This window comes from Aquamicrobium soli, assembly GCF_042646345.1.
In the GTDB taxonomy this organism is placed as follows: Bacteria; Pseudomonadota; Alphaproteobacteria; order Rhizobiales; family Rhizobiaceae; genus Mesorhizobium; species Mesorhizobium soli_A.
In genome coordinates, this window is the sequence record NZ_JBHRTK010000028.1 from 61,003 (window position 1) to 79,232 (window position 18,230).

The following is an 18,230-nucleotide window of genomic DNA, read 5'->3' on the forward strand; positions in this document are numbered from 1 at the left end:
CCCTGTCTCTCCTGAGAGCCGGTTTTCCGGTCCCTCCGGGCCAGTTTTCCCGGCCTCGTTATGGAAAGAGCCTAGCGCGGGGTCCTTACCGGCGCGCTTAAGAAAGTCAGTTAAATTTTGCTGATCTCGCGAATGGTTATCGGATTGCCACCAGCAACGGGCAATCAGATGACCTTGCCGGGGTTCATGATGCCGGCGGGGTCGAAGGCCGCCTTCACCCGGCGCATCAGGTCGATGGCCATCGGCGGCGCGGTGGCGATCAGTTCGTCGCGCTTCAACTGGCCGATGCCATGTTCGGCCGAGATCGAGCCGCCGAGCGAGCGCACGACCTCATGCACGGCGTGGTTCATCGGCGGATAAAGCGCCAGGAAAACGGCGTTGTCGGCGCCGACCGGCCGGGTGATGTTATAGTGCAGGTTGCCGTCGCCCATATGGCCGAAGCAGACGGGGCGGGCGCCGGGGCTCACGGCCTCCACCGCCTTCGCCGCCTGTTCGATGAAGGCAGGGATGGAGGCGATCGGCACGGAAATATCGTGCTTGATCGAAGCGCCTTCCGGCTTCTGCGATTCCGGCAGCATCTCGCGGAAATTCCAGAATGCGTTGGCCTGCCCGATCGAGGCCGACACCACCGCGTCGCCGACCGTGCCCGCCTCGAGGCCGGCCGAAAGAATGTCCTCGACCAGTCCCCTTGCATCCTCGGCCGAGCGGCCCGAGGAAATCTCCATCAGCACATACCACGGCCAGTCGTCGGCCAGCGGGCGCACCACGCCCGGGGCGTGCTTCAGCGTGAAATCATAGGGCCGCTGCTCCATCAGTTCGAAGGCGGTGAGGCTTGCGCCTGCGCGGTCCATCGCCAGCGAGAACAGGTCGAGCGCGGCGCTGGCCGAGCCGAGGCCGACGAAAGCCACCTCGCGGCCGCGCGGCTTGGGGAAAAGCTTCAGGACGGCCGCCGTGATGACGCCGAGCGTGCCTTCCGCGCCGACGAACAGGTTCTTCAGGTCGTAGCCGGTATTGTCCTTCTTCAGCTTGCGCAGGTCGTCGAACACCTCGCCGGTCGGCAGCACGACCTCCACCCCGAGACAAAGCTCGCGCGCGTTGCCATAGGCCAGCACGCCGGTACCGCCGGCGTTGGAGGAAAGGTTGCCGCCGATCTGGCAGGACCCCTGCGAGGCGAGCGACAGCGGAAACAGCCGGTCCACTTCGTCGGCGGCGTCGTGCAGGTTCTGCAGGATGACGCCGGCTTCCACCGTCGCCGTGTTCGACTTGACGTCGATCTCGCGGATGCGGTTCAGCCGCGACAGCGACAGGATCACCTCGCGGCCGGAAGCATCGGGCATCTGCCCGCCGACCAGCCCGGTATTGCCGCTTTGCGGGACGATGGGCGTCCCGGTTTCACTCGCCAACCTCATGATGCGGCTGACCTCCTCGACGCTGCCCGGGCGCAGCACCAGCGACGTGCTGCCATGCCACAGGCCGCGCGGCTCGATGAGATAGCCGGCGATGTCGCCCGGGTCCCGCAAGGCGTGGCTGTCGCCGACGATGGCGGCGAAGCGCTCGATCAGGGCCGGGTCGAGGGGATGAGACGCCATGGGGCCCGCCTATGGTGCAGCCGAAAGCGCATCGCGGGGAGCCGCGGCACGCCCGAGGCGGTCGTTGATCGCCTCGCCGAGGCCTTCGGGCGGAACCGGCTCGACGACGATGGTGCCCGCGCCGCTCGCGTCCAGCTCCCGCAGGTAGGCGAACAGGTTGCTCGCCGCTTCCCGCAGATCGCCGGCCTCCGAAAGGTTGCGGATCGCCGCCGCATCGCGCCAGCCCTGCGCCCGCACCGGACCGAAGGCGAGCAACGCCTCGCCCTTTTCCACGCTGCCGGCATTGAGCCGTACCGCCGCGCCCGGCGCATAATGCGAGGCCATCATGCCCGGCGCCTGGATGCCGCCCGCCCCGCCTCGGATCGGCCGGATGCCGATGGCCGCCTCGACATCGTCGGCGGTGACGGCGCCCGGCCGCAGCAGCCGCACGGCCTGGCCCTCGACCTTGAGGATCGTCGACTCCAGCCCGACCGTCGTCGCGCCGCCATCCACGACCAGCTTGATCCTGTCGCCGAGCGAAGCCGCGACCGCCGCCGCACTGGTCGGGCTGATGCGGCCCGACGCATTGGCGCTGGGCGCGGCCAATGGCCGGTCGAAACGGGCGATCAGCTTCGCGCCGAAGCCGCGCGGCATGCGCAAGGCGATGGTTTCGAGCCCCGCCGCCACCAGCGGATGGATGCCCGCCTCCGGCCGCAGCGGCAGCACCATGGTCAGCGGGCCCGGCCAGAATTTTTCCGCGAGCTTGCGCGACAGCGGGTCGAAAACGCCGATGCGCTCGGCCATGGCGAGGTCGCTGACATGGGCGATCAGCGGGTTGAAGCGCGGCCGGCCCTTGGCCTCGAAGATGCGCGCCACGGCCGCGCCGTTGGTCGCGGCGCCCGCCAGGCCGTAGACCGTCTCGGTCGGAATGGCGACCACCTCGCCAGCCTCGAGCAGGGCCAACGCCTGCTCCATCGCCTCGTCCGCTCCAACGATCTCAACCAAGACAGCACACCTTTCCGGAGCCTCGGCCCCTCACCGGCGGTGCTATAACGCCATGGCCCGCGCCGCAAGCGCGCGTTGGCGAATTATAAAGCCCCCAGCTGCTACACATCCGACCAAAGCGGCATCGGTGCCCGAAAGAGGCGGGCAGAGGCAGCGGGGGGTTGCTTGTGTTCATGCACATTCCTGGAATGCTGGCCCTGGCGGCCACGCTGACGGCGGGGGCAGCCAGCGCCTCGTCCTTCGCGGTCGTGGAAGGATCTTCGTCCTCGGCAACGCCGTCCATCGTCACGCTTGGCACGGCCGGCCAGCAAACCCCGTCGATCCTGAGCATGGGCGAGCCCTTGCCGGCTGTCGCGAACGAGAAGGTCGCGGCCATTCCATCCCAGCGTCGGCACGGCCGCCCTGCCCCGGCACCGCTGGTCATCCGGGGCGGCGTCGCCGGCAGCGCCTTTGCGCCGGCCCGGCCGGCGGAGAAAACGGCCGAGTCAGCCGCGATTGCCCAGCCGAACGAACAGGCCTCGGCCACGCAAGGAGATGCGGCCGGCCAGACGGCGGCACCCGATACCCCGCCCGCCTACCTGCCCCCGAACGGCTACGGCAAGCACCGGCCGCTGTGACTCGGCCGGCGGAGGCAGCGCCTCAGCCGGCGATCCTGGAAAAATCGGCGACCTGGTCGGTGGCGGCGCGGATGCGCGAAAGCAAGGCCAGCCGGTTTGCCCGCACGGCCGCATCCTCGTCGTTGACCAGCACTTTTTCGAAGAATGAATCGACCGGTTCACGCAAGACGCTGAGCGCCAGCATGGCAGCGGAAAAGTCTTCCTTTTGAATCGCTTCGCCAGCTTTCTTCTCGGCCTGATTCACAGCGTCGAACAGCCTTTGCTCCGCGTCTTCCCTGAACAGCGAAGGGTCGACGGAGGCGGCGACGGCGGTGCCCTTCTTCTCCTCGGCGGCCAGGATATTGGCCGCGCGCTTCGTGCCCGCAAGCAGGTTCCTGCCGTCGTCCGTATCGAGGAAATGGCCCAGCGCCTCGACCTTGCGCACGATGATGAGCAGGTCGTCGTTGGCCGACGGCCCCTCACCCGGCTCGCTGCGCGAGCCACCCTCTCCCCGCCGGGGAGAGGAGGAAGCCGGCGCCGCCCCGCTCTTCTGCCCGCCGGGGAGAAGATGGCCCGAAGGGCCGGATGAGGGGGAAGCGCGGCTCGCCAGCACGGCGTCGATCAGGTCATGCCTTGCCCCCTGATCGCGGAGGTAAACCTTCAGGCGATCATGGAAGAAGGACAGGAGGTCGAACCTGAACGTCGGCATTGCCGCTTCATCGGCTCCTGCGGCCTCCATGAACGCTGGCGCAGTATCCGCGGAAATCACGAAGCTCATTACAGGCAGAAGCGACAGCCTCACCCCGTTCTCGATCAGTATCCGGATCACGCCCAGCGCGGCCCGCCGCAGTGCGAACGGGTCCTTGGAGCCGGTCGGCTTTTCGTCGATGGCCCAGAAGCCGACCAGCGTGTCGAGCTTGTCGGCGAGCGCCACAGCGATCGACACCGGATTGGTGGGCACGCGGTCGGACGGGCCTTGCGGCTTGTAGTGATCCTCGATGGCCGCCGCGACCGAGGCGTGCTCGCCCTGCAGCAGCGCGTATTTGCGGCCCATCGCGCCTTGCAATTCCGGGAACTCGCCGACGATCTCGGTCTGCAGGTCGGCCTTGGCCAGCACCGCCGCGCGTTCGGCCAGGTCCGGATCGGCGCCGACGACCGGCGCCACTTCGCGCGCCAGCCGGCGGATGCGCTCCACCCGCTGCCCTTGCGTGCCCAGCTTGGCATGGAAGGTGACGTTCAGATGATCGAGGCGCGCCATGCGCTGGTCGAGCGGCTTTTTCAGGTCCAGCCCGAATTTTTGCGCCGACGCCGCCAACAGGTCGAAGTCGGGAAGATCGGCCTGGTCGGTTTTCCAGAAATGCACCGCGTCGGAAAGCCTTGCGCGCACCACCTTGCCGTTGCCGCGCGCGATTTCCCGGCCGCCGTCCTTCGCCTCGATGTTGGAGACGAGGATGAAGCGGTTGGACAGGTTCTCGCCCTCGCCCTGCGGGCGGGTGACGAAGCACTTCTGGTTGGCGCGGATGGTGAGCCGGATGACTTCGGCAGGAATCGCCAAAAATTCCTTTTCGAACTCGCCCATCAGTACGACCGGCCATTCCACCAGCCCGGCCACCTCGTCCAGCAGGCCTACGTCCTCGACCAGGTCGAGCCCGCTGGCGAAGGCGAGGTTCTTGGCATCCGACAGGATGATTTCCTTGCGCCGGTCCGCGTCGAGCACGACCTTGGCGGCCTCCAGCTTCGCCGCGTAATCCTCAAAGCGCTTGACGCTAATCGCCTCCGGGGCGTGGAAGCGATGTCCATAGGTGACGTTGCCGGCGCGAATGCCCGCCACCTCGAAATCGACCACGACCGGCTCCTCGGTTTCGGGGCCGAAGGTGCACAGGATGGATTGCAGCGGCCGCACCCAGTGCAGCGCGTCGCCGCCGCAGCCTTCCGTCTGGCCGTAGCGCATCCCCTTGGGGCCGGACGCCGCGCCCCAGCGCATCGACTTCGGCCATGGGAAGCCGCGGATGATGCCCGGCATCAGGCCGGCGATGATCTCTTCTGCCGCCCTGCCCGGCTTCGAGATGCGGGCGACGTAGAAATCGCCTTTCTTCGGGTCGGTATGGACCTGCGCCTCCTCGATCGACGCCAGCCCTGCCGAGCGCAGGAAACCCTGGATCGCCTGTTCCGGCGCCTTGGTCGAGGGGCCCTTGCGCTCCTCGTGGATGTCCTTCGAGCGGGCGCTCACGCCACGGATATCCAGCACCAGCCGGCGCGGCGTAAAATATTCGCGCGTCGCCTCGTAGAGCAGGCCGGCCTCGACCAGCCCGTCGGTCACCAGCTTCTTCAGATCAGCAGCGGCTTTCCGCTGCATGCGGGCCGGAATCTCTTCGGAACGAAGTTCAAGCAGAAGATCGGGCATCAGAGCTGTTCCACCCGCATGCTGTTTTCGTGATTGCGCGTCCTCGCGCCTTCGGCGCTGAGGTCGCGCGGCGGCGCCGGAATTTCCTCGGAGCGGAGTTCAAGCAGAAGATCGGGCATCTACGCGGCCTCCCCGACGAGCGAAAAGCCGCCGGCCTCGGTAAGCAGGAACGCCTCGCCGCAGGCCTTGGCCAGGTTGCGCACGCGCAGGATGTAGCTTTGCCGCTCCGTCACCGAAATGACGCCGCGCGCGTCGAGCAGGTTGAAGCAGTGCGAAGCCTTGATGCACTGGTCGTAGGCCGGCAGCACCATGCGGTGCGCTCCGTCATCCGTCGGCGCGCCGGCGGCGAGCAGCGCCACGCATTCCTTTTCCGCATCGATGAAATGCTGGTGCAGGACGGCGGTATCGGCGAACTCGAAGTTGAAGCGCGAATATTCCTGCTCGGCCTGCAGGAAGACGTCGCCATAGGTGACCTTGCCCTCCCCTTCGCGGCCGTTGAAGTTGAGGTCGTAGACGTTGTCCACGCCCTGCACATACATGGCGAGCCGCTCCAGCCCGTAAGTGAGCTCGCCCGCGACCGGCGAGCACTCGATGCCGCAGACCTGCTGGAAATAGGTGAACTGCGACACTTCCATGCCGTCGCACCAGCATTCCCAGCCCAGCCCCCAGGCGCCGAGAGTCGGGCTTTCCCAGTCGTCCTCGACGAAACGGATGTCGTGCAGCAGCGGATCGACGCCGATCGCCGCCAGCGAACCCAGATAGAGCTCCTGCAGGTTTTCGGGGTTGGGCTTCAGGATCACCTGGTACTGATAGTAATGCTGCAGCCGGTTGGGGTTTTCGCCGTAGCGGCCGTCCTTGGGCCGGCGCGAAGGCTGCACATAGGCGGCGTTCCACGCCTTCGGCCCCAGCGCGCGCAAGGTCGTCGCCGGATGGAAGGTACCGGCGCCCACTTCCATGTCGTAGGGCTGCAGGACGACGCAGCCATAGTCGGCCCAGTAGTCATGCAGGGTAAGGATCAGCCCCTGGAAGGAACGGCTGGGGTGCATATGGGCGGGAAGTTCGACGCTCACGGAACAGGCCTCGGCGGCAATGGCAGGATGGCGCTTTCCCTAGTGCCCCGCCGGGTGAGCGTCAAGGCAAAGGCCAAGCGCCCGCCCTCTCATCGATCCTTAACGGAATCCGCGTAGACTTCGGGCCTGACCTCGATGCGGCCATGGCAACCATGCGTGAGACCTATGCTTGAAGCCCTGATTTTCGTCGTTTTCCCGTTCTGCATGGTGTTTGCCGCGCTGTCCGACATGCTGTCGATGACGATCGCCAACCGCGTTCCGCTGCTGCTCATCGCCGTTTTCGCGCTGGTGGCGCCGCTGACGGGCATGGAATGGTCCACCTACGGCCTGCACTTCGCCGCCGGGGCGATGGTGCTGTGCGCCACCTTTGCGCTGTTCGCCATGGGCGGCATGGGCGGCGGCGACGCCAAGCTGATGGCCGCGACGGCGCTGTGGATGGGCTTCGACATCCAGCTGGTGCAATACCTGCTCATCTCGACCGCCCTCGGCGGCCTGCTCACGCTCGGCATCCTGCTTTACCGCGGATCGGTGCTGGCCATGTTCACGCGCCACAACCAGTTCCTCCAGCACTTCGCCGACGAGACCAACGGCATCCCCTACGGCATCGCGCTGGGGGTCGGCGGCCTGATCACCTACCCGGACTCGCCGCTGATGGTCTGGGCGCTCGCCCGGCTTGCTTCATGACAGGTGTTAAGGGTTTTCTGTTCTCGTTCATCTTAAGTTAATCACGATCATAAGCATTGTATTAACCTTAATTTGACGATTGCGACCGCAATGTCGCTCCCGGCTAGGTGGTTTGCCAGGGGCGAGGTTCGGACAGATGGCAGCATCCCGATTGATTATTCTGGGCGTGGCGGTCGCCGCCGCGGGCGGTGCCGGTTATGTCGCGAAGAACATGGCGGCGCTGGCCCCGCCCGAAGTCGTGGTGAACCCGGGACCGCAGGCGCCGACGATCGCGCTGCAGGACGTGCTCGTGCTTTCCGGCGACGTGCCGATGGGCGAGATGCTCGGCAAGAACATCGCCTGGCAAGCCTGGCCGTCCGACGGCATCAATGCCAATTTCATCACCCGCGCCACCGCCCCGGACGCGCTGGAGAAGCTGAAGGATTCGGTCGCGCGCATGCCGATGTACGCCGGCGAGCCGCTGCGGCGCTCCAAGCTGGTCGGCGAGGGCCAGAGCTTCATGTCGTCGATCCTGCCTTCCGGCAGCCGCGCCGTGGCCACCTCGATCGCCGCCGATACCTCCGCCGGCGGCTTCATCCTTCCCAACGATTTCGTCGACGTCATCATGACGCGCCGCGCCGACGCCGCCTCGGGCGGCACCGGCTTTTCCACCGAGACGATCCTGAAGAACATCCGCGTGCTGGCGATCGACCAGACGATCCAGGAAGACGAGCAAGGCAAGAAGACCCGGGTCGGCCAGACGGCGACGCTGGAGCTGACGCCGCAGCAGGCCGAGATCATCACCGTGGCGCAGCAGATGGCGGACCGCCTGACGCTCTCGCTGCGCTCGATCAAGGACACCCAGGAGAAGATCACCGACGAGGCCGACTATCTGGTGTCCGGCAACGGCCGGCGCGGAACGATACGGCTGATCAAGTCCGGCGAAGTCTCCGAAGTAGGGGCAAGGAAATGAAGTCGACCAGAAAACTGCCGGTGCTCGTCGCCGTTGCCGCCAGCCTTTCCTTCGCCGGCGCCTTCCCGCAGGGCGTCGGCGTGGCGAATGCCGGCAGCGCCCAGGTCACCGCTTCCAGGGCAACCCAGCGCGTGAAGCTCGGGCTCAACAAATCGGTGGTCATCGACCTGCCGAGCGACGCCTACGACATTCTCGTGGCCAACCCCGCGGTCGCCGACGCGGTGACGCGCACGGCGCGGCGCATCTATTTGTTCGGCAAGTCGGTCGGCGAAACCAACATCTTCGTCTTCGGCGCCAATGGCGAGCAGATCGTCAGCCTCGACCTCGCGGTGGAACGCGACGTCGCCGGGCTCGACGGCTACATCAAGCGCTTCATCCCGACCTCGGACGTGCGGGTCGAACTGCTGAACGACAACGTGGTGCTGACCGGCACGGTCGACACGCCGCTCGACGCCAAGCGGGCGGAAGAGCTGGCGACCATCTTCGTCTCCGGCGGCGAGGCCACGACCGGCCAGTATTCGCAGACGGCCGCCGGCGGCTCGGCGCAGAGCGGGGTCGACATCAACAATCCCGACTCCCAGCGCCGCACCTCGCGGATCATCAACCTGATCCAGATCGTCGGCGAGGACCAGGTGACGCTCAAGGTGACGGTGGCCGAAGTCAGCCGCAACGTCATGAAGCAGCTCGGCGTCAAGCTCATCGGCCAGGCCGACGGCATTTCCTTCCAGTCGCTGGCATCCGCGGCCGGGTCCGCCCTGAAGGCCGGCACCAGCGGCTCGGGCGTCGGCGGCGCGAGCTATCTCAGCGGCACGCTCAACGCCATGGAGCAGTCCGGCGTCATGAAGACGCTCGCCGAGCCGACGCTGAGCGCCGTGTCCGGCGAGAAGGCCACCTTCCGGGTCGGCGGCGACTACAAGTTCCGCACCTTGCAGATCAACAACGGCACCACCGTTTCCGGCATCGATTCCATCGAGTACGGCATCGGCCTCGAGTTCCAGCCCGTGGTCCTTTCGGCCGGCCGCATCAGCCTCAAGGTCAGGACTTCCGTTTCCGAGCCGACATCGAACCCGAGCGGGCAGGAAGTGGACGGGGCCATCCTGTCGCTGCGCAAGCGGCTCGCCGACACCACCGTCGAACTGCCCTCGGGCGGCTCGATGATGATCGCGGGCCTCGTCAACGACAATATCCGCCAGACCCTCGACGCGGTGCCAGGCCTGTCCAAGATCCCGGTGCTCGGCACGCTGTTCCGCTCGCGCGAGTTCGTGCGCAACGAAACCGAACTGGTGATCATCGTCACGCCCTACCTGGCGCGGCCGGTGGCGCGCAACGACCTGGTGCGGCCGGACGACAACTTCAATCCGCCGAGCGACGGCGCAGGCATGTTCCTCGGGCGCGTCAACCGCGTCTACGGAACCATGCAGACCGACAAGCCCAACGGTCGCTATCACGGCGTCGTCGGCTTCATCTACAAGTAAGCGGGGAGCGGGGATCATGTCCTCTCAGTCGACACTCGAAGCCAGAGACAGCATGGCGGCCCGCTGCGGCGGCCGCTCAAGAACCTCGCTCGCCGTCGCCCCAGTGCTGGCGGCCCTTGCCATCAGCCTGCTCTCGGGCTGCGCCAACCGCGACTCGGTCACGGTCGGCGCCATTCCGGACGACTACCGCACCAACCACCCGATCGTGATTTCCGAGAAGAACGAGACGCTCGACCTTCCGGTCGCCGCCAGCGCGCGCGGCATGACCCAGTCGCAGCGCGCCACGCTGCTCGGCTTCCTCGACGGCTACGACAAGGGCGCGGCCCCCACCCTGACCATCCTGGCGCCTTCCGGCTCGGCCAACGAAGTCGCGGCCGCGGCGGCAGCCCGCGATTTCTCCCGCCTGGCGACACGAAACGGCGTCCATTCCAGCCGCATCGCCATGCTCTCCTACCAGGCGGACCCGAACGAGGTCTCGGCCCCGATCCGCGTCTCCTACGCCAAGCTCAGGGCGCATACCGACAAATGCGGCCGCTGGCCCGACGACATCGCCGACACGACGGAAAACAGGCACTACGCCAATTTCGGCTGCGCCTACCAGAACAACCTGGCCGCGCAACTGGCCAATCCCGCAGACCTGCTCGGGCCGCGCAAGCAGTCCTCGATCGACGCCGCCAACCGCAGCAGGGTGATCGGCGTCTACCGCAACAGCGGCAACGGCGTGACCGCAGGGGAAGTGAACTACTGAGCGGCGCCTTTCACGGAAAGAGCATGACGATGAGCAATCTGGCTTACGACACCAGCCTCGACAGCGCCGACACCGCGCACCAGGACATTTCGGCAATGCAGGCCGTGCGGCCGATCCCGCGCATTTCGATCCAGGCATTCTGCGAAACCGAGGGCGTCGCCGGGCCGATCGAGCGGGCCGGCGAGGACCGGCGCATGGCGCGCGCGCACCTGAAGGTGCATATGGGCGGCATCCCGACCGCGATCGAGTTCTACCAGTCCGCGCCAACGCCCAACCTGATCATCCTGGAATCGCGCGCGGAACCCAAGCAGTTGCTGGAACAGCTTTACCAGCTTTCCGAACATTGCGACCCGACCTCGAAGGTGGTGGTGATTGGCCACTACAACGATGTCGGCCTCTACCGCGAACTGATCCGCTCCGGCATTTCCGAATATGTGATCGCGCCGATCTCGATGGCTGACATCGTCAGCGTCATCTCCTCGATCTTCGTCGACCCGGAAGCCGAGCCGATCGGGCGTTCGCTCGCCTTCATCGGCGCCAAGGGCGGCGTCGGCTCCTCCACCATCGCCCACAACGTCGCTTGGTCGATGTCGTCGCTGTTCAAGTCCGAGGTGGTCGTGGCCGACCTCGACCTCGCCTTCGGCACCGCCAACATCAATTTCGACCAGGACCCGGCGCAGGGCATGGCCGAGGCGGTGTTTTCGCCCGAACGCATCGACGAGGTCTATCTCGACCGCCTGCTTGCCCAGTGCGCGGAAAACCTGTCGCTGCTGGCCGCGCCCTCGACGCTCGACCGCGTCTATGATTTCGACGCCGAAGCCTTCACGCACATCATCGACACCGCGCAGCGTACGGCGCCCGTGCTGGTGCTCGACGTGCCGCATGCCTGGACCGGCTGGACCAGGAACACGCTGACCAAGGCCGACGACGTCGTCATCACGGCGACGCCGGAACTGGCCAATCTGCGTAATGCCAAGAACCTGGTCGACATGCTGAAGCGCCTGCGGCCCAACGATCCGCCGCCGAAGCTGATCATCAACCAGGCCGGCATGCCGAAGCGGCCGGAAATTTCGGCCGACGATTTTGCCGAGCCGCTCGGCCTCACGCCAATGGCGATCATCCCGTTCGACCCGCTGCTGTTCGGCAACGCCTCCAACAACGGGCGCATGCTGGGCGAAATGGACGCCAAGAGCCCGATCGTGGCTTCGATCGGCGAGATCGCCCATGTGCTGACCGGACGAAGCGACGTCAAGACGAAGAAGAAGGCCGCCCTGGGCTCCCTGCTCGAAAGGCTCAAGCGGGCCAGGAAGTAAGCGTTCACGCGAGATTGGGTATCAGTCATGTTCGGCAAAAGAGGCAGTGACGACGGCAGCCGGTCCATCCCGGAGGTTCGCCAGCCCGTGTCCGTGCCACCGGCACAAGGCGGCGCACGGGTGATGGAGACGGCCGTCCTTTCCCAGCCCGCTGCCTCGGCGATGCCGCCGCGCCGTGCCGTGGAGGCGCCGCCGCTGTCGGCCGAGCCGAAGCCCATGCGGCGCGAGCGCAGCGAAAGCTACTACGACACCAAGAGCCAGGTGTTTTCCGCGCTCATCGACACCATCGACCTGTCGCAGCTCGCCAAGCTCGAGCCCGACAGCGCGCGCGAGGAAATCCGCGACATCGTCAACGACATCATCGCGATCAAGAACTTCGCGATGTCGATCGCCGAGCAGGAGGAACTGCTAGACGACATCTGCAACGACGTTTTGGGCTACGGCCCGCTGGAGCCGCTGCTCGCCCGCGACGACATCGCCGACATCATGGTCAACGGCTCGCGCAACGTCTACATCGAGGTCAACGGCAAGGTCGAGCAGACCAGCGTCCGCTTCCGCGACAACCAGCAGCTCCTCAACATCTGCCAGCGCATCGTCAGCCAGGTCGGCCGCCGCGTCGACGAATCCTCGCCGATCTGCGACGCCCGCCTGCCCGACGGCTCGCGCGTCAACGTCATCGCGCCACCGCTGGCCATCGACGGCACCGCGCTCACCATCCGCAAGTTCAAGAAGGACAAGCTGACGCTCGACCAACTGGTCAAGTTCGGCACCATCACGCCGCACGGCGCCGAGGTGCTCAAGATCATCGGCCGGGTACGCTGCAACGTCATCATCTCGGGCGGCACCGGCTCGGGCAAGACGACGCTCCTCAACTGCCTGACCAACTATGTCGATCGCGAAGAGCGCATCATCACCTGCGAGGACTCGGCGGAACTGCAGTTGCAGCAGCCGCATGTGGTGCGTCTCGAAACCCGCCCGCCCAACCTCGAGGGCGAAGGCGAGGTGACCATGCGCGACCTGGTCAAGAACTGCCTGCGCATGCGTCCCGAACGCATCATCGTCGGCGAAGTGCGCGGACCGGAGGTGTTCGACCTCCTGCAGGCCATGAACACCGGCCACGACGGCTCGATGGGCACCATCCACGCCAACAGCCCGCGCGAATGCCTCAACCGCATGGAATCGATGATCGCCATGGGCGGCTACACGCTGCCGCAGAGAACCGTGCGCGAGATCATCGTCGGCTCTGTCGACGTCATCATCCAGGCCTCGCGACTGCGCGACGGCTCGCGCCGCATCACCCACATCACCGAGGTGATCGGCATGGAAGGCGACGTCATCATCACCCAGGACCTCGTCCTCTACAACGTCAAGGGCGAGGACGCGAGCGGCCGCCTTCTCGGCGAGCATGTCTCGACCGGCATCGGCAGGCCGCATTTCTGGGACCGAGCCCGCTACTTCAACGAGGAACAGCGCCTCGCCAACGCCCTTGAGGCGATGGAGAAGCGCAGCGAGTGAGATAGGGGCGGGGATCGATGTTCGGAATTGACAACACCATGCTCGCCATCGGCGGCCTCGCCGGCCTCAGCGCCGGCGCGGTGGCCTACGCGTTCCTGTTCAACCGCATCGACAACGAAAAGAAGGCCGAACGGCGCTTCCAGACCGTCAGGGCGGCCGAGACCGACCGATCGGTCGTAAAGGCGACGCGCGACCGCATGAACGAGGCCGCCAGGCGGCGCAAGACGGTCCACGACTCCCTGAAGGAGCTGGAGCAGAAGCAGAAGGCGCAGGGCGCCTACCTCAAGAAGCCGCCGATCAAGATCCAGATCAAGCAGGCCGGGCTCAGCGTGACGCCGCGGCGGTTCTATCTCTATTCCGGCGCCTGCGGCGGCCTGCTGGCGCTGGCGGCCGCCATCGCGGGCACCCCGCTGCTGGTGACCCTGGGCGCCCTCGTCGTCGGCGCGCTCGGCCTGCCGCGCTGGTTCGTCTCGTTCTGGCGGGCCCGCCGCGTCAAGGCCTTCCTCAACGAGTTTCCCAACGCGCTCGACATCATCGTGCGCGCCATCAAGTCCGGCCTGCCGCTCAACGACGGCATCCGTCTCATCGCCAACGAGTCCCCGGAGCCGGTCAAGACCGAGTTCCGGCGCATCGTCGATTCACAGCAGATGGGCCTGACGGTCCCCGACGCCGCCCTGCGCATGACCGAAACCATGCCCTGCACCGAGGCCGGCTTCTTCGGCATCGTCCTGCAGATCCAGGCTCAGGCGGGCGGCAACCTTTCCGAGGCGCTCGGCAACCTGTCGCGCGTGCTGCGCGACCGCAAGAAGATGAAGGCGAAAGTCCAGGCCCTGTCGATGGAAGCCAAGGCTTCGGCCGCCATCATCGGCGCGCTGCCGTTCATCGTGGCCGGCCTGGTCTACCTGACCAGCCCCAACTACATCATGCCCCTGTTCACCACCCATGTCGGCAACCTCGTCCTCGGCATCTCGGGCGTGTGGATGCTGATGGGAATACTGGTGATGCGCAAGATGATGAACTTCGAAGTGTAGGGTCCCGGTACCATGACCTCGCTCGTCATCAAGACGTTGACCGATCCGGCGTTTCTCATCGCCCTGCTCGTCAGCATCGCCGTCTTCGCCACCATCCTGACGGTCATACCGGCCTTCGGGGCGAACACGCTGAAAACCCGGATGCGGGCGGTGGCGCTGGAGCGCGACGAACTGCGCGCCAAGCAGCGCGCGCGCCTTGCCGCCGAGGCCGACCGCCGCCAGGGCGGCCTGCGCGAACATCAATCGCTCGGCATGCGCGCCATCGTCGACCGCCTCGACCTGAGGCGCGCGCTGGCCGACGAGAAGACGCTGCAACAGCTCAAGGTGGCGGGCTTTCGCGGACAGAACCCGCTGACCCAGTTCCTGTTCTTCCGCCTCGTCCTGCCCTTCGTCGGCTTCGCGCTGACCTTCGCCTACATCTTCCTTCTCGGCGGGCTCGCGGAAAAGCCGACTTTCGTGAAGCTGTTCGTCTGCATCCTGGGCGCCTATGCCGGCTTCTACGCCCCCAACCTCTATGTCTCGAACCGCGCCACCAAGCGCAAGAAGTCGATCCAGACCGCGTGGCCGGACGCGCTCGACCTGATGCTGATCTGCGTCGAATCCGGCATGTCGGTCGAGGCGGCGATGCGCAAGGTGGCCGACGAGATCGGCTCCCAGTCGGTAGAACTGGCCGAGGAGTTCATTCTCACCAATGCCGAACTGTCCTATCTGCAGGAACGCAAGCAGGCCTATGAGAACCTTGCCAGCCGCACCGGGCTGGAGTCCGTCAAGTCGGTGTCGCAGGCGCTCGTGCAGGCCGAACGCTACGGCACGCCGGTGGCGCATGCGCTGCGGGTGCTGGCCAGCGAAAGCCGCGACGCGCGCATGAACGAGGCCGAGAAGAAGGCCGCCGCGCTGCCGCCGAAGCTGACGGTGCCGATGATCCTGTTCTTCCTGCCGGTGCTGTTCGCCATCATCCTCGGCCCCGCCGGCATCCAGGTCAGCCAGCGCGGCCTGTTCGGCGACAAGCAGCAGACGACCAGCAGCAGCGAGCAATAGCGGGCCCGCACGCCAGCACATTGAAAAAGCCGCCCGGTCGAGGCGGCTTTTTCTTTTACGGCGGAGGGGAAACGGGCTTGCCAGGCCGTCAGTTGGTGGCCGACTTGCCCTTGTCTTCCTTCTTCAACTGGTTCCAGGCGTTCTGCTGGGAAAGCATGGAGCGCAGGTAGGCGACGTTGGCCTGCGCCTGCTCGGGAGAAAGCTCCTGCGAGGCGATCTGCTCGGCTTCGCCGAAGCGCCCCTGCAAACCGACGACCAGCGCCAGGTTCTGGCGCACGCGGCTGTCGGCGCCCGGCTGTGCGACGGCGGTGCGAAGATAGGTCTCGGCGGTGCGGACATCGCCGTCGAGCACGTAGGACATGCCGAGATTGGACAGAACGCTCGGCTCGTTGGGCTTCAGTTCCAGCGCCTTGCGATATTTCTGGCGCGCCTCGTCCTTCTGGCCCAGTTGGTCGAGGATCGCCCCTTCGGCCGAGGCCAGCCGCCAGTCCGGATATTCCGGCGTCTGCGCGCGGCGCACCGCATCCAGCGCCGGCTCCAGCTGGCCGTTGGCGGCCAGCGCCTTGCCATAGGCGGCAAGCACCTCACGGTCCTTGGGATAGGCGATGGCAAGCTTGCGCATCACGGCCAGCGACTGGTCGGCGTCGCCGTTCATCTGCAGTACCGCGGCGTATTTCATCGCCACCGGCTTGTCGCCGGGGTTCCTGGCATAGCTCTGGCCGAGCGAGACGGCAGCGCCCTGCAACTCGCCCGACGTCATGGTGTCGACCGACTTGCCGCCGGCACGGCTGATCGAGCCGGTGGTCATCTTGCTGGTGCCGCAACCGGCGGTCGCCGCCGCCAGCCCGACGACGAAAGCCGTCGTCAAAAGCCGCTTTCCCGTCCTTCGCATTGTGCGATCGCTCCCCATCGGCTTTCGCCTTTCCTTCTGCCCAGCGGATCAGCCCAGCCTGGCCTGCCGGCACCGCCTTTCCCGGCAAAGAAATATTCTGTTAACCCTAACGGATCGTTAAAGCGGCCATGAGTCGTGGCCATCGCGGAGGCGCCAGATGCCCGTCGAACTGCTTGCCAAGAAAACCAGGGCTTCCCTGCCGATCCACCTCGTCGAGGTAGGCGCGCTGGCAAAGGCCGGGCTGACCCCGGCGGATCGCGCCTGGGCGGAAGCCAACGGATTTTCCGGGGAAGCAGGCAGGACGCTGGTGCTGCCCGCGGCCGGCGGGGCGCTGGGCGGCGTCGTGTTCGGCGTCGGCAATGGCGGCGGCGCGCTGGCCCTGGGTGCGCTGGCCAAGGCGCTGCCGGAAGGCGACTGGCATTTCGCCACGCCGCCGCAAAACCCCGATCTGGCGGCGCTGGCGTTGAAACTCGGCAGCTACGCCTTCACTCGCTACGGCAAATCCGGTGGCCGGGCGCTGCGCGTCGCCCTGCCCGCCGGCGCGGATGCCGGCCATGTGCAGCGCGTGGCCGAAGGCGTCTTCCTGGCGCGCGACCTCGTCAACACGCCGACCAGCGACATGGGACCGGAGGCGCTGGAACAGGCGGCGCGCCGGCTGGCAAGCACCCACAAGGCGAGCGTGTCGGTCGTCAAGGGCGACGACCTGCTCAAGAAGAATTTCCCGATGATCCATGCCGTGGGCCGCGCAGCGGCCGAAGCGCCGCGCCTGATCGACCTCGCCTGGGGCCCGAAATCGGCGCCGAAGGTGACGCTGGTCGGCAAGGGCGTGTGCTTCGACACGGGCGGCCTCGACATCAAGCCGGCAAGTGGCATGCTGTTGATGAAGAAGGACATGGGCGGCAGCGCCAATGTGCTGGGCCTCGCCTCGATGATCATGGCGGCCGGGCTGAAGGTCCGGCTGCGCGTCCTCATCCCGGCGGTGGAGAACTCGATCGCCGGCAACGCCTTCCGCCCCGGCGACGTGCTGACGAGCCGCAAGGGCATCACCGTCGAGATCGGCAACACCGATGCGGAAGGCCGGCTGGTGCTGGCGGACGCGCTGGCGCTGGCCGATGAGGAGAAGCCGCACATGCTGGTCGACATGGCGACGCTGACGGGTGCCGCGCGTGTCGCGCTCGGCCCGGACCTGCCGCCCTTCTACACCGACGACGAGGCGCTGGCCGCCGAGATCGCCGCCGCCTCGACGGCGGTGGAGGACCCGCTGTGGCGCATGCCGCTGTGGCAACCCTACCAGGCACGGCTGGCTTCCCGGATCGCCGACACCAACAACGTCACCACCGACGGTTTCGCCGGCTCGATCACCGCCGCCCTCTTCCTCAAGCGCTTCGTCGAGAAGACACCGGGCTGGGTGCATTTCGACATCTTCGCCTGGAACCCGTGGGAGCGCCCGCATGGGCAGATCGGTGGCGAGGCGCAGGGCATCCGCGCGCTGGAAAAGGTCATTTCCGGCCGATTCGGCTGAATAGCCGCCCCCCCGAACTGAAACGGAAGCGAAACGAATTGCCGCCATAGTGGCGTGATGGCGATCGTGATGCGTCCCATCCAGGCTTTGCGGCTGTGGCAGCAGGTAACGCTGTCGCAGGTACGCGGCGACGCGCCCGACCTCACCATGCGCCAGGTGACCATCCTGCTCACCATCTACCTCGATCCGCCGCCGCACACCGTGCGCGGGCTCGCCGAAAAACTCGGCGTGACCAAGCCCGTCATCACCCGCGCGCTAGACACGATGGGCGCGCTGAAGCTGGTTTCGCGCCACCGAGACGAACGCGACAAGCGCAACGTGCTGGTCAAGCGCACGGTGGAAGGCGCGCTTTACATCGAACGCATTGGCGACGATATCATTGCCAAGGCCCTCGACCTGCCCCTGTAAAACGCGACC

At 66.5% G+C, this 18,230-nt stretch carries 16 protein-coding genes; 11 read left to right on the forward strand and 5 right to left on the reverse strand.

Translation table 11 applies throughout. The features are described from left to right. Positions 1–164: 164 nt before the first annotated feature. Both ACFOHJ_RS20740 and ACFOHJ_RS20745 read right to left on the reverse strand, forming a co-directional pair. Positions 165–1,589, reverse strand: a complete 1,425-nt coding sequence (locus tag ACFOHJ_RS20740) for an FAD-binding oxidoreductase (protein WP_378224240.1) — start codon at positions 1,587–1,589, stop codon at positions 165–167. Between the two features lie 9 nt (positions 1,590–1,598). Beyond that, a complete protein-coding gene (locus tag ACFOHJ_RS20745; protein WP_378224243.1) occupies positions 1,599–2,573 on the reverse strand; it encodes an L-threonylcarbamoyladenylate synthase in 975 nt (324 codons plus the stop codon). 173 nt (positions 2,574–2,746) lie between these two features. Between ACFOHJ_RS20745 and ACFOHJ_RS20750 the strand changes: the two genes are divergently transcribed. Continuing rightward, the gene (locus ACFOHJ_RS20750; RefSeq protein WP_378224245.1) at positions 2,747–3,190 is read left to right on the forward strand and encodes a hypothetical protein; all 444 of its coding nucleotides are present in this window, start codon (positions 2,747–2,749) and stop codon (positions 3,188–3,190) included. A gap of 22 nt (positions 3,191–3,212) precedes the next feature. On the opposite strand, the gene glyS is transcribed toward ACFOHJ_RS20750, so the two are convergent. Together glyS and ACFOHJ_RS20760 are read right to left on the reverse strand one after the other, a co-directional pair. Next, a complete protein-coding gene (gene glyS / locus ACFOHJ_RS20755) occupies positions 3,213–5,573 on the reverse strand; it encodes a glycine--tRNA ligase subunit beta (protein ID WP_378224248.1) in 2,361 nt (786 codons plus the stop codon). A gap of 119 nt (positions 5,574–5,692) precedes the next feature. After that, the gene (locus ACFOHJ_RS20760; RefSeq protein WP_378224717.1) at positions 5,693–6,619 is read right to left on the reverse strand and encodes a glycine--tRNA ligase subunit alpha; all 927 of its coding nucleotides are present in this window, start codon (positions 6,617–6,619) and stop codon (positions 5,693–5,695) included. 189 nt (positions 6,620–6,808) lie between these two features. Between ACFOHJ_RS20760 and ACFOHJ_RS20765 the strand changes: the two genes are divergently transcribed. From ACFOHJ_RS20765 to ACFOHJ_RS20800, 8 genes are all read left to right on the forward strand, one after another. After that, the gene (locus ACFOHJ_RS20765; RefSeq protein ID WP_378224251.1) at positions 6,809–7,327 is read left to right on the forward strand and encodes an A24 family peptidase; all 519 of its coding nucleotides are present in this window, start codon (positions 6,809–6,811) and stop codon (positions 7,325–7,327) included. A gap of 136 nt (positions 7,328–7,463) precedes the next feature. After that, positions 7,464–8,279, forward strand: coding sequence for a Flp pilus assembly protein CpaB (gene cpaB, locus ACFOHJ_RS20770; protein WP_378224253.1), 816 nt, complete (start codon positions 7,464–7,466; stop codon positions 8,277–8,279). Further along, entirely contained in the window at positions 8,276–9,754 is a 1,479-nt protein-coding gene (locus ACFOHJ_RS20775; RefSeq protein WP_378224255.1) for a type II and III secretion system protein family protein, read from the forward strand. The genes cpaB and ACFOHJ_RS20775 overlap by 4 nt, the downstream gene beginning before the upstream one ends. A gap of 16 nt (positions 9,755–9,770) precedes the next feature. Beyond that, entirely contained in the window at positions 9,771–10,502 is a 732-nt protein-coding gene (locus tag ACFOHJ_RS20780; protein ID WP_378224257.1) for a CpaD family pilus assembly protein, read from the forward strand. Positions 10,503–10,531: 29 nt separating this feature from the next. Further along, on the forward strand, positions 10,532–11,815 hold the full coding sequence (locus tag ACFOHJ_RS20785) for an AAA family ATPase (RefSeq protein WP_378224720.1): 1,284 nt from the start codon (positions 10,532–10,534) through the stop codon (positions 11,813–11,815). Positions 11,816–11,842: 27 nt separating this feature from the next. Then, the gene (locus ACFOHJ_RS20790) at positions 11,843–13,330 is read left to right on the forward strand and encodes a CpaF family protein (RefSeq protein ID WP_378224259.1); all 1,488 of its coding nucleotides are present in this window, start codon (positions 11,843–11,845) and stop codon (positions 13,328–13,330) included. A 17-nt stretch (positions 13,331–13,347) separates the two neighbouring features. Beyond that, positions 13,348–14,361, forward strand: coding sequence for a type II secretion system F family protein (locus ACFOHJ_RS20795; RefSeq protein ID WP_378224261.1), 1,014 nt, complete (start codon positions 13,348–13,350; stop codon positions 14,359–14,361). A 12-nt stretch (positions 14,362–14,373) separates the two neighbouring features. Next, entirely contained in the window at positions 14,374–15,399 is a 1,026-nt protein-coding gene (locus ACFOHJ_RS20800; RefSeq protein ID WP_378224263.1) for a type II secretion system F family protein, read from the forward strand. A gap of 88 nt (positions 15,400–15,487) precedes the next feature. Here the strand turns inward: ACFOHJ_RS20800 and ACFOHJ_RS20805 are convergent, their stop codons facing one another. Further along, entirely contained in the window at positions 15,488–16,309 is an 822-nt protein-coding gene (locus tag ACFOHJ_RS20805) for a tetratricopeptide repeat protein (protein ID WP_378224264.1), read from the reverse strand. A 139-nt stretch (positions 16,310–16,448) separates the two neighbouring features. Between ACFOHJ_RS20805 and ACFOHJ_RS20810 the strand changes: the two genes are divergently transcribed. Together ACFOHJ_RS20810 and ACFOHJ_RS20815 are read left to right on the forward strand one after the other, a co-directional pair. After that, positions 16,449–17,813 carry a leucyl aminopeptidase family protein gene (locus tag ACFOHJ_RS20810; RefSeq protein WP_378224265.1) on the forward strand — a complete coding sequence of 455 codons (1,365 nt, stop codon included), beginning with the start codon at positions 16,449–16,451 and terminating at the stop codon, positions 17,811–17,813. Positions 17,814–17,870: 57 nt separating this feature from the next. Continuing rightward, a complete protein-coding gene (locus ACFOHJ_RS20815) occupies positions 17,871–18,221 on the forward strand; it encodes a MarR family transcriptional regulator (protein ID WP_378224268.1) in 351 nt (116 codons plus the stop codon). Positions 18,222–18,230 lie beyond the last annotated feature (9 nt).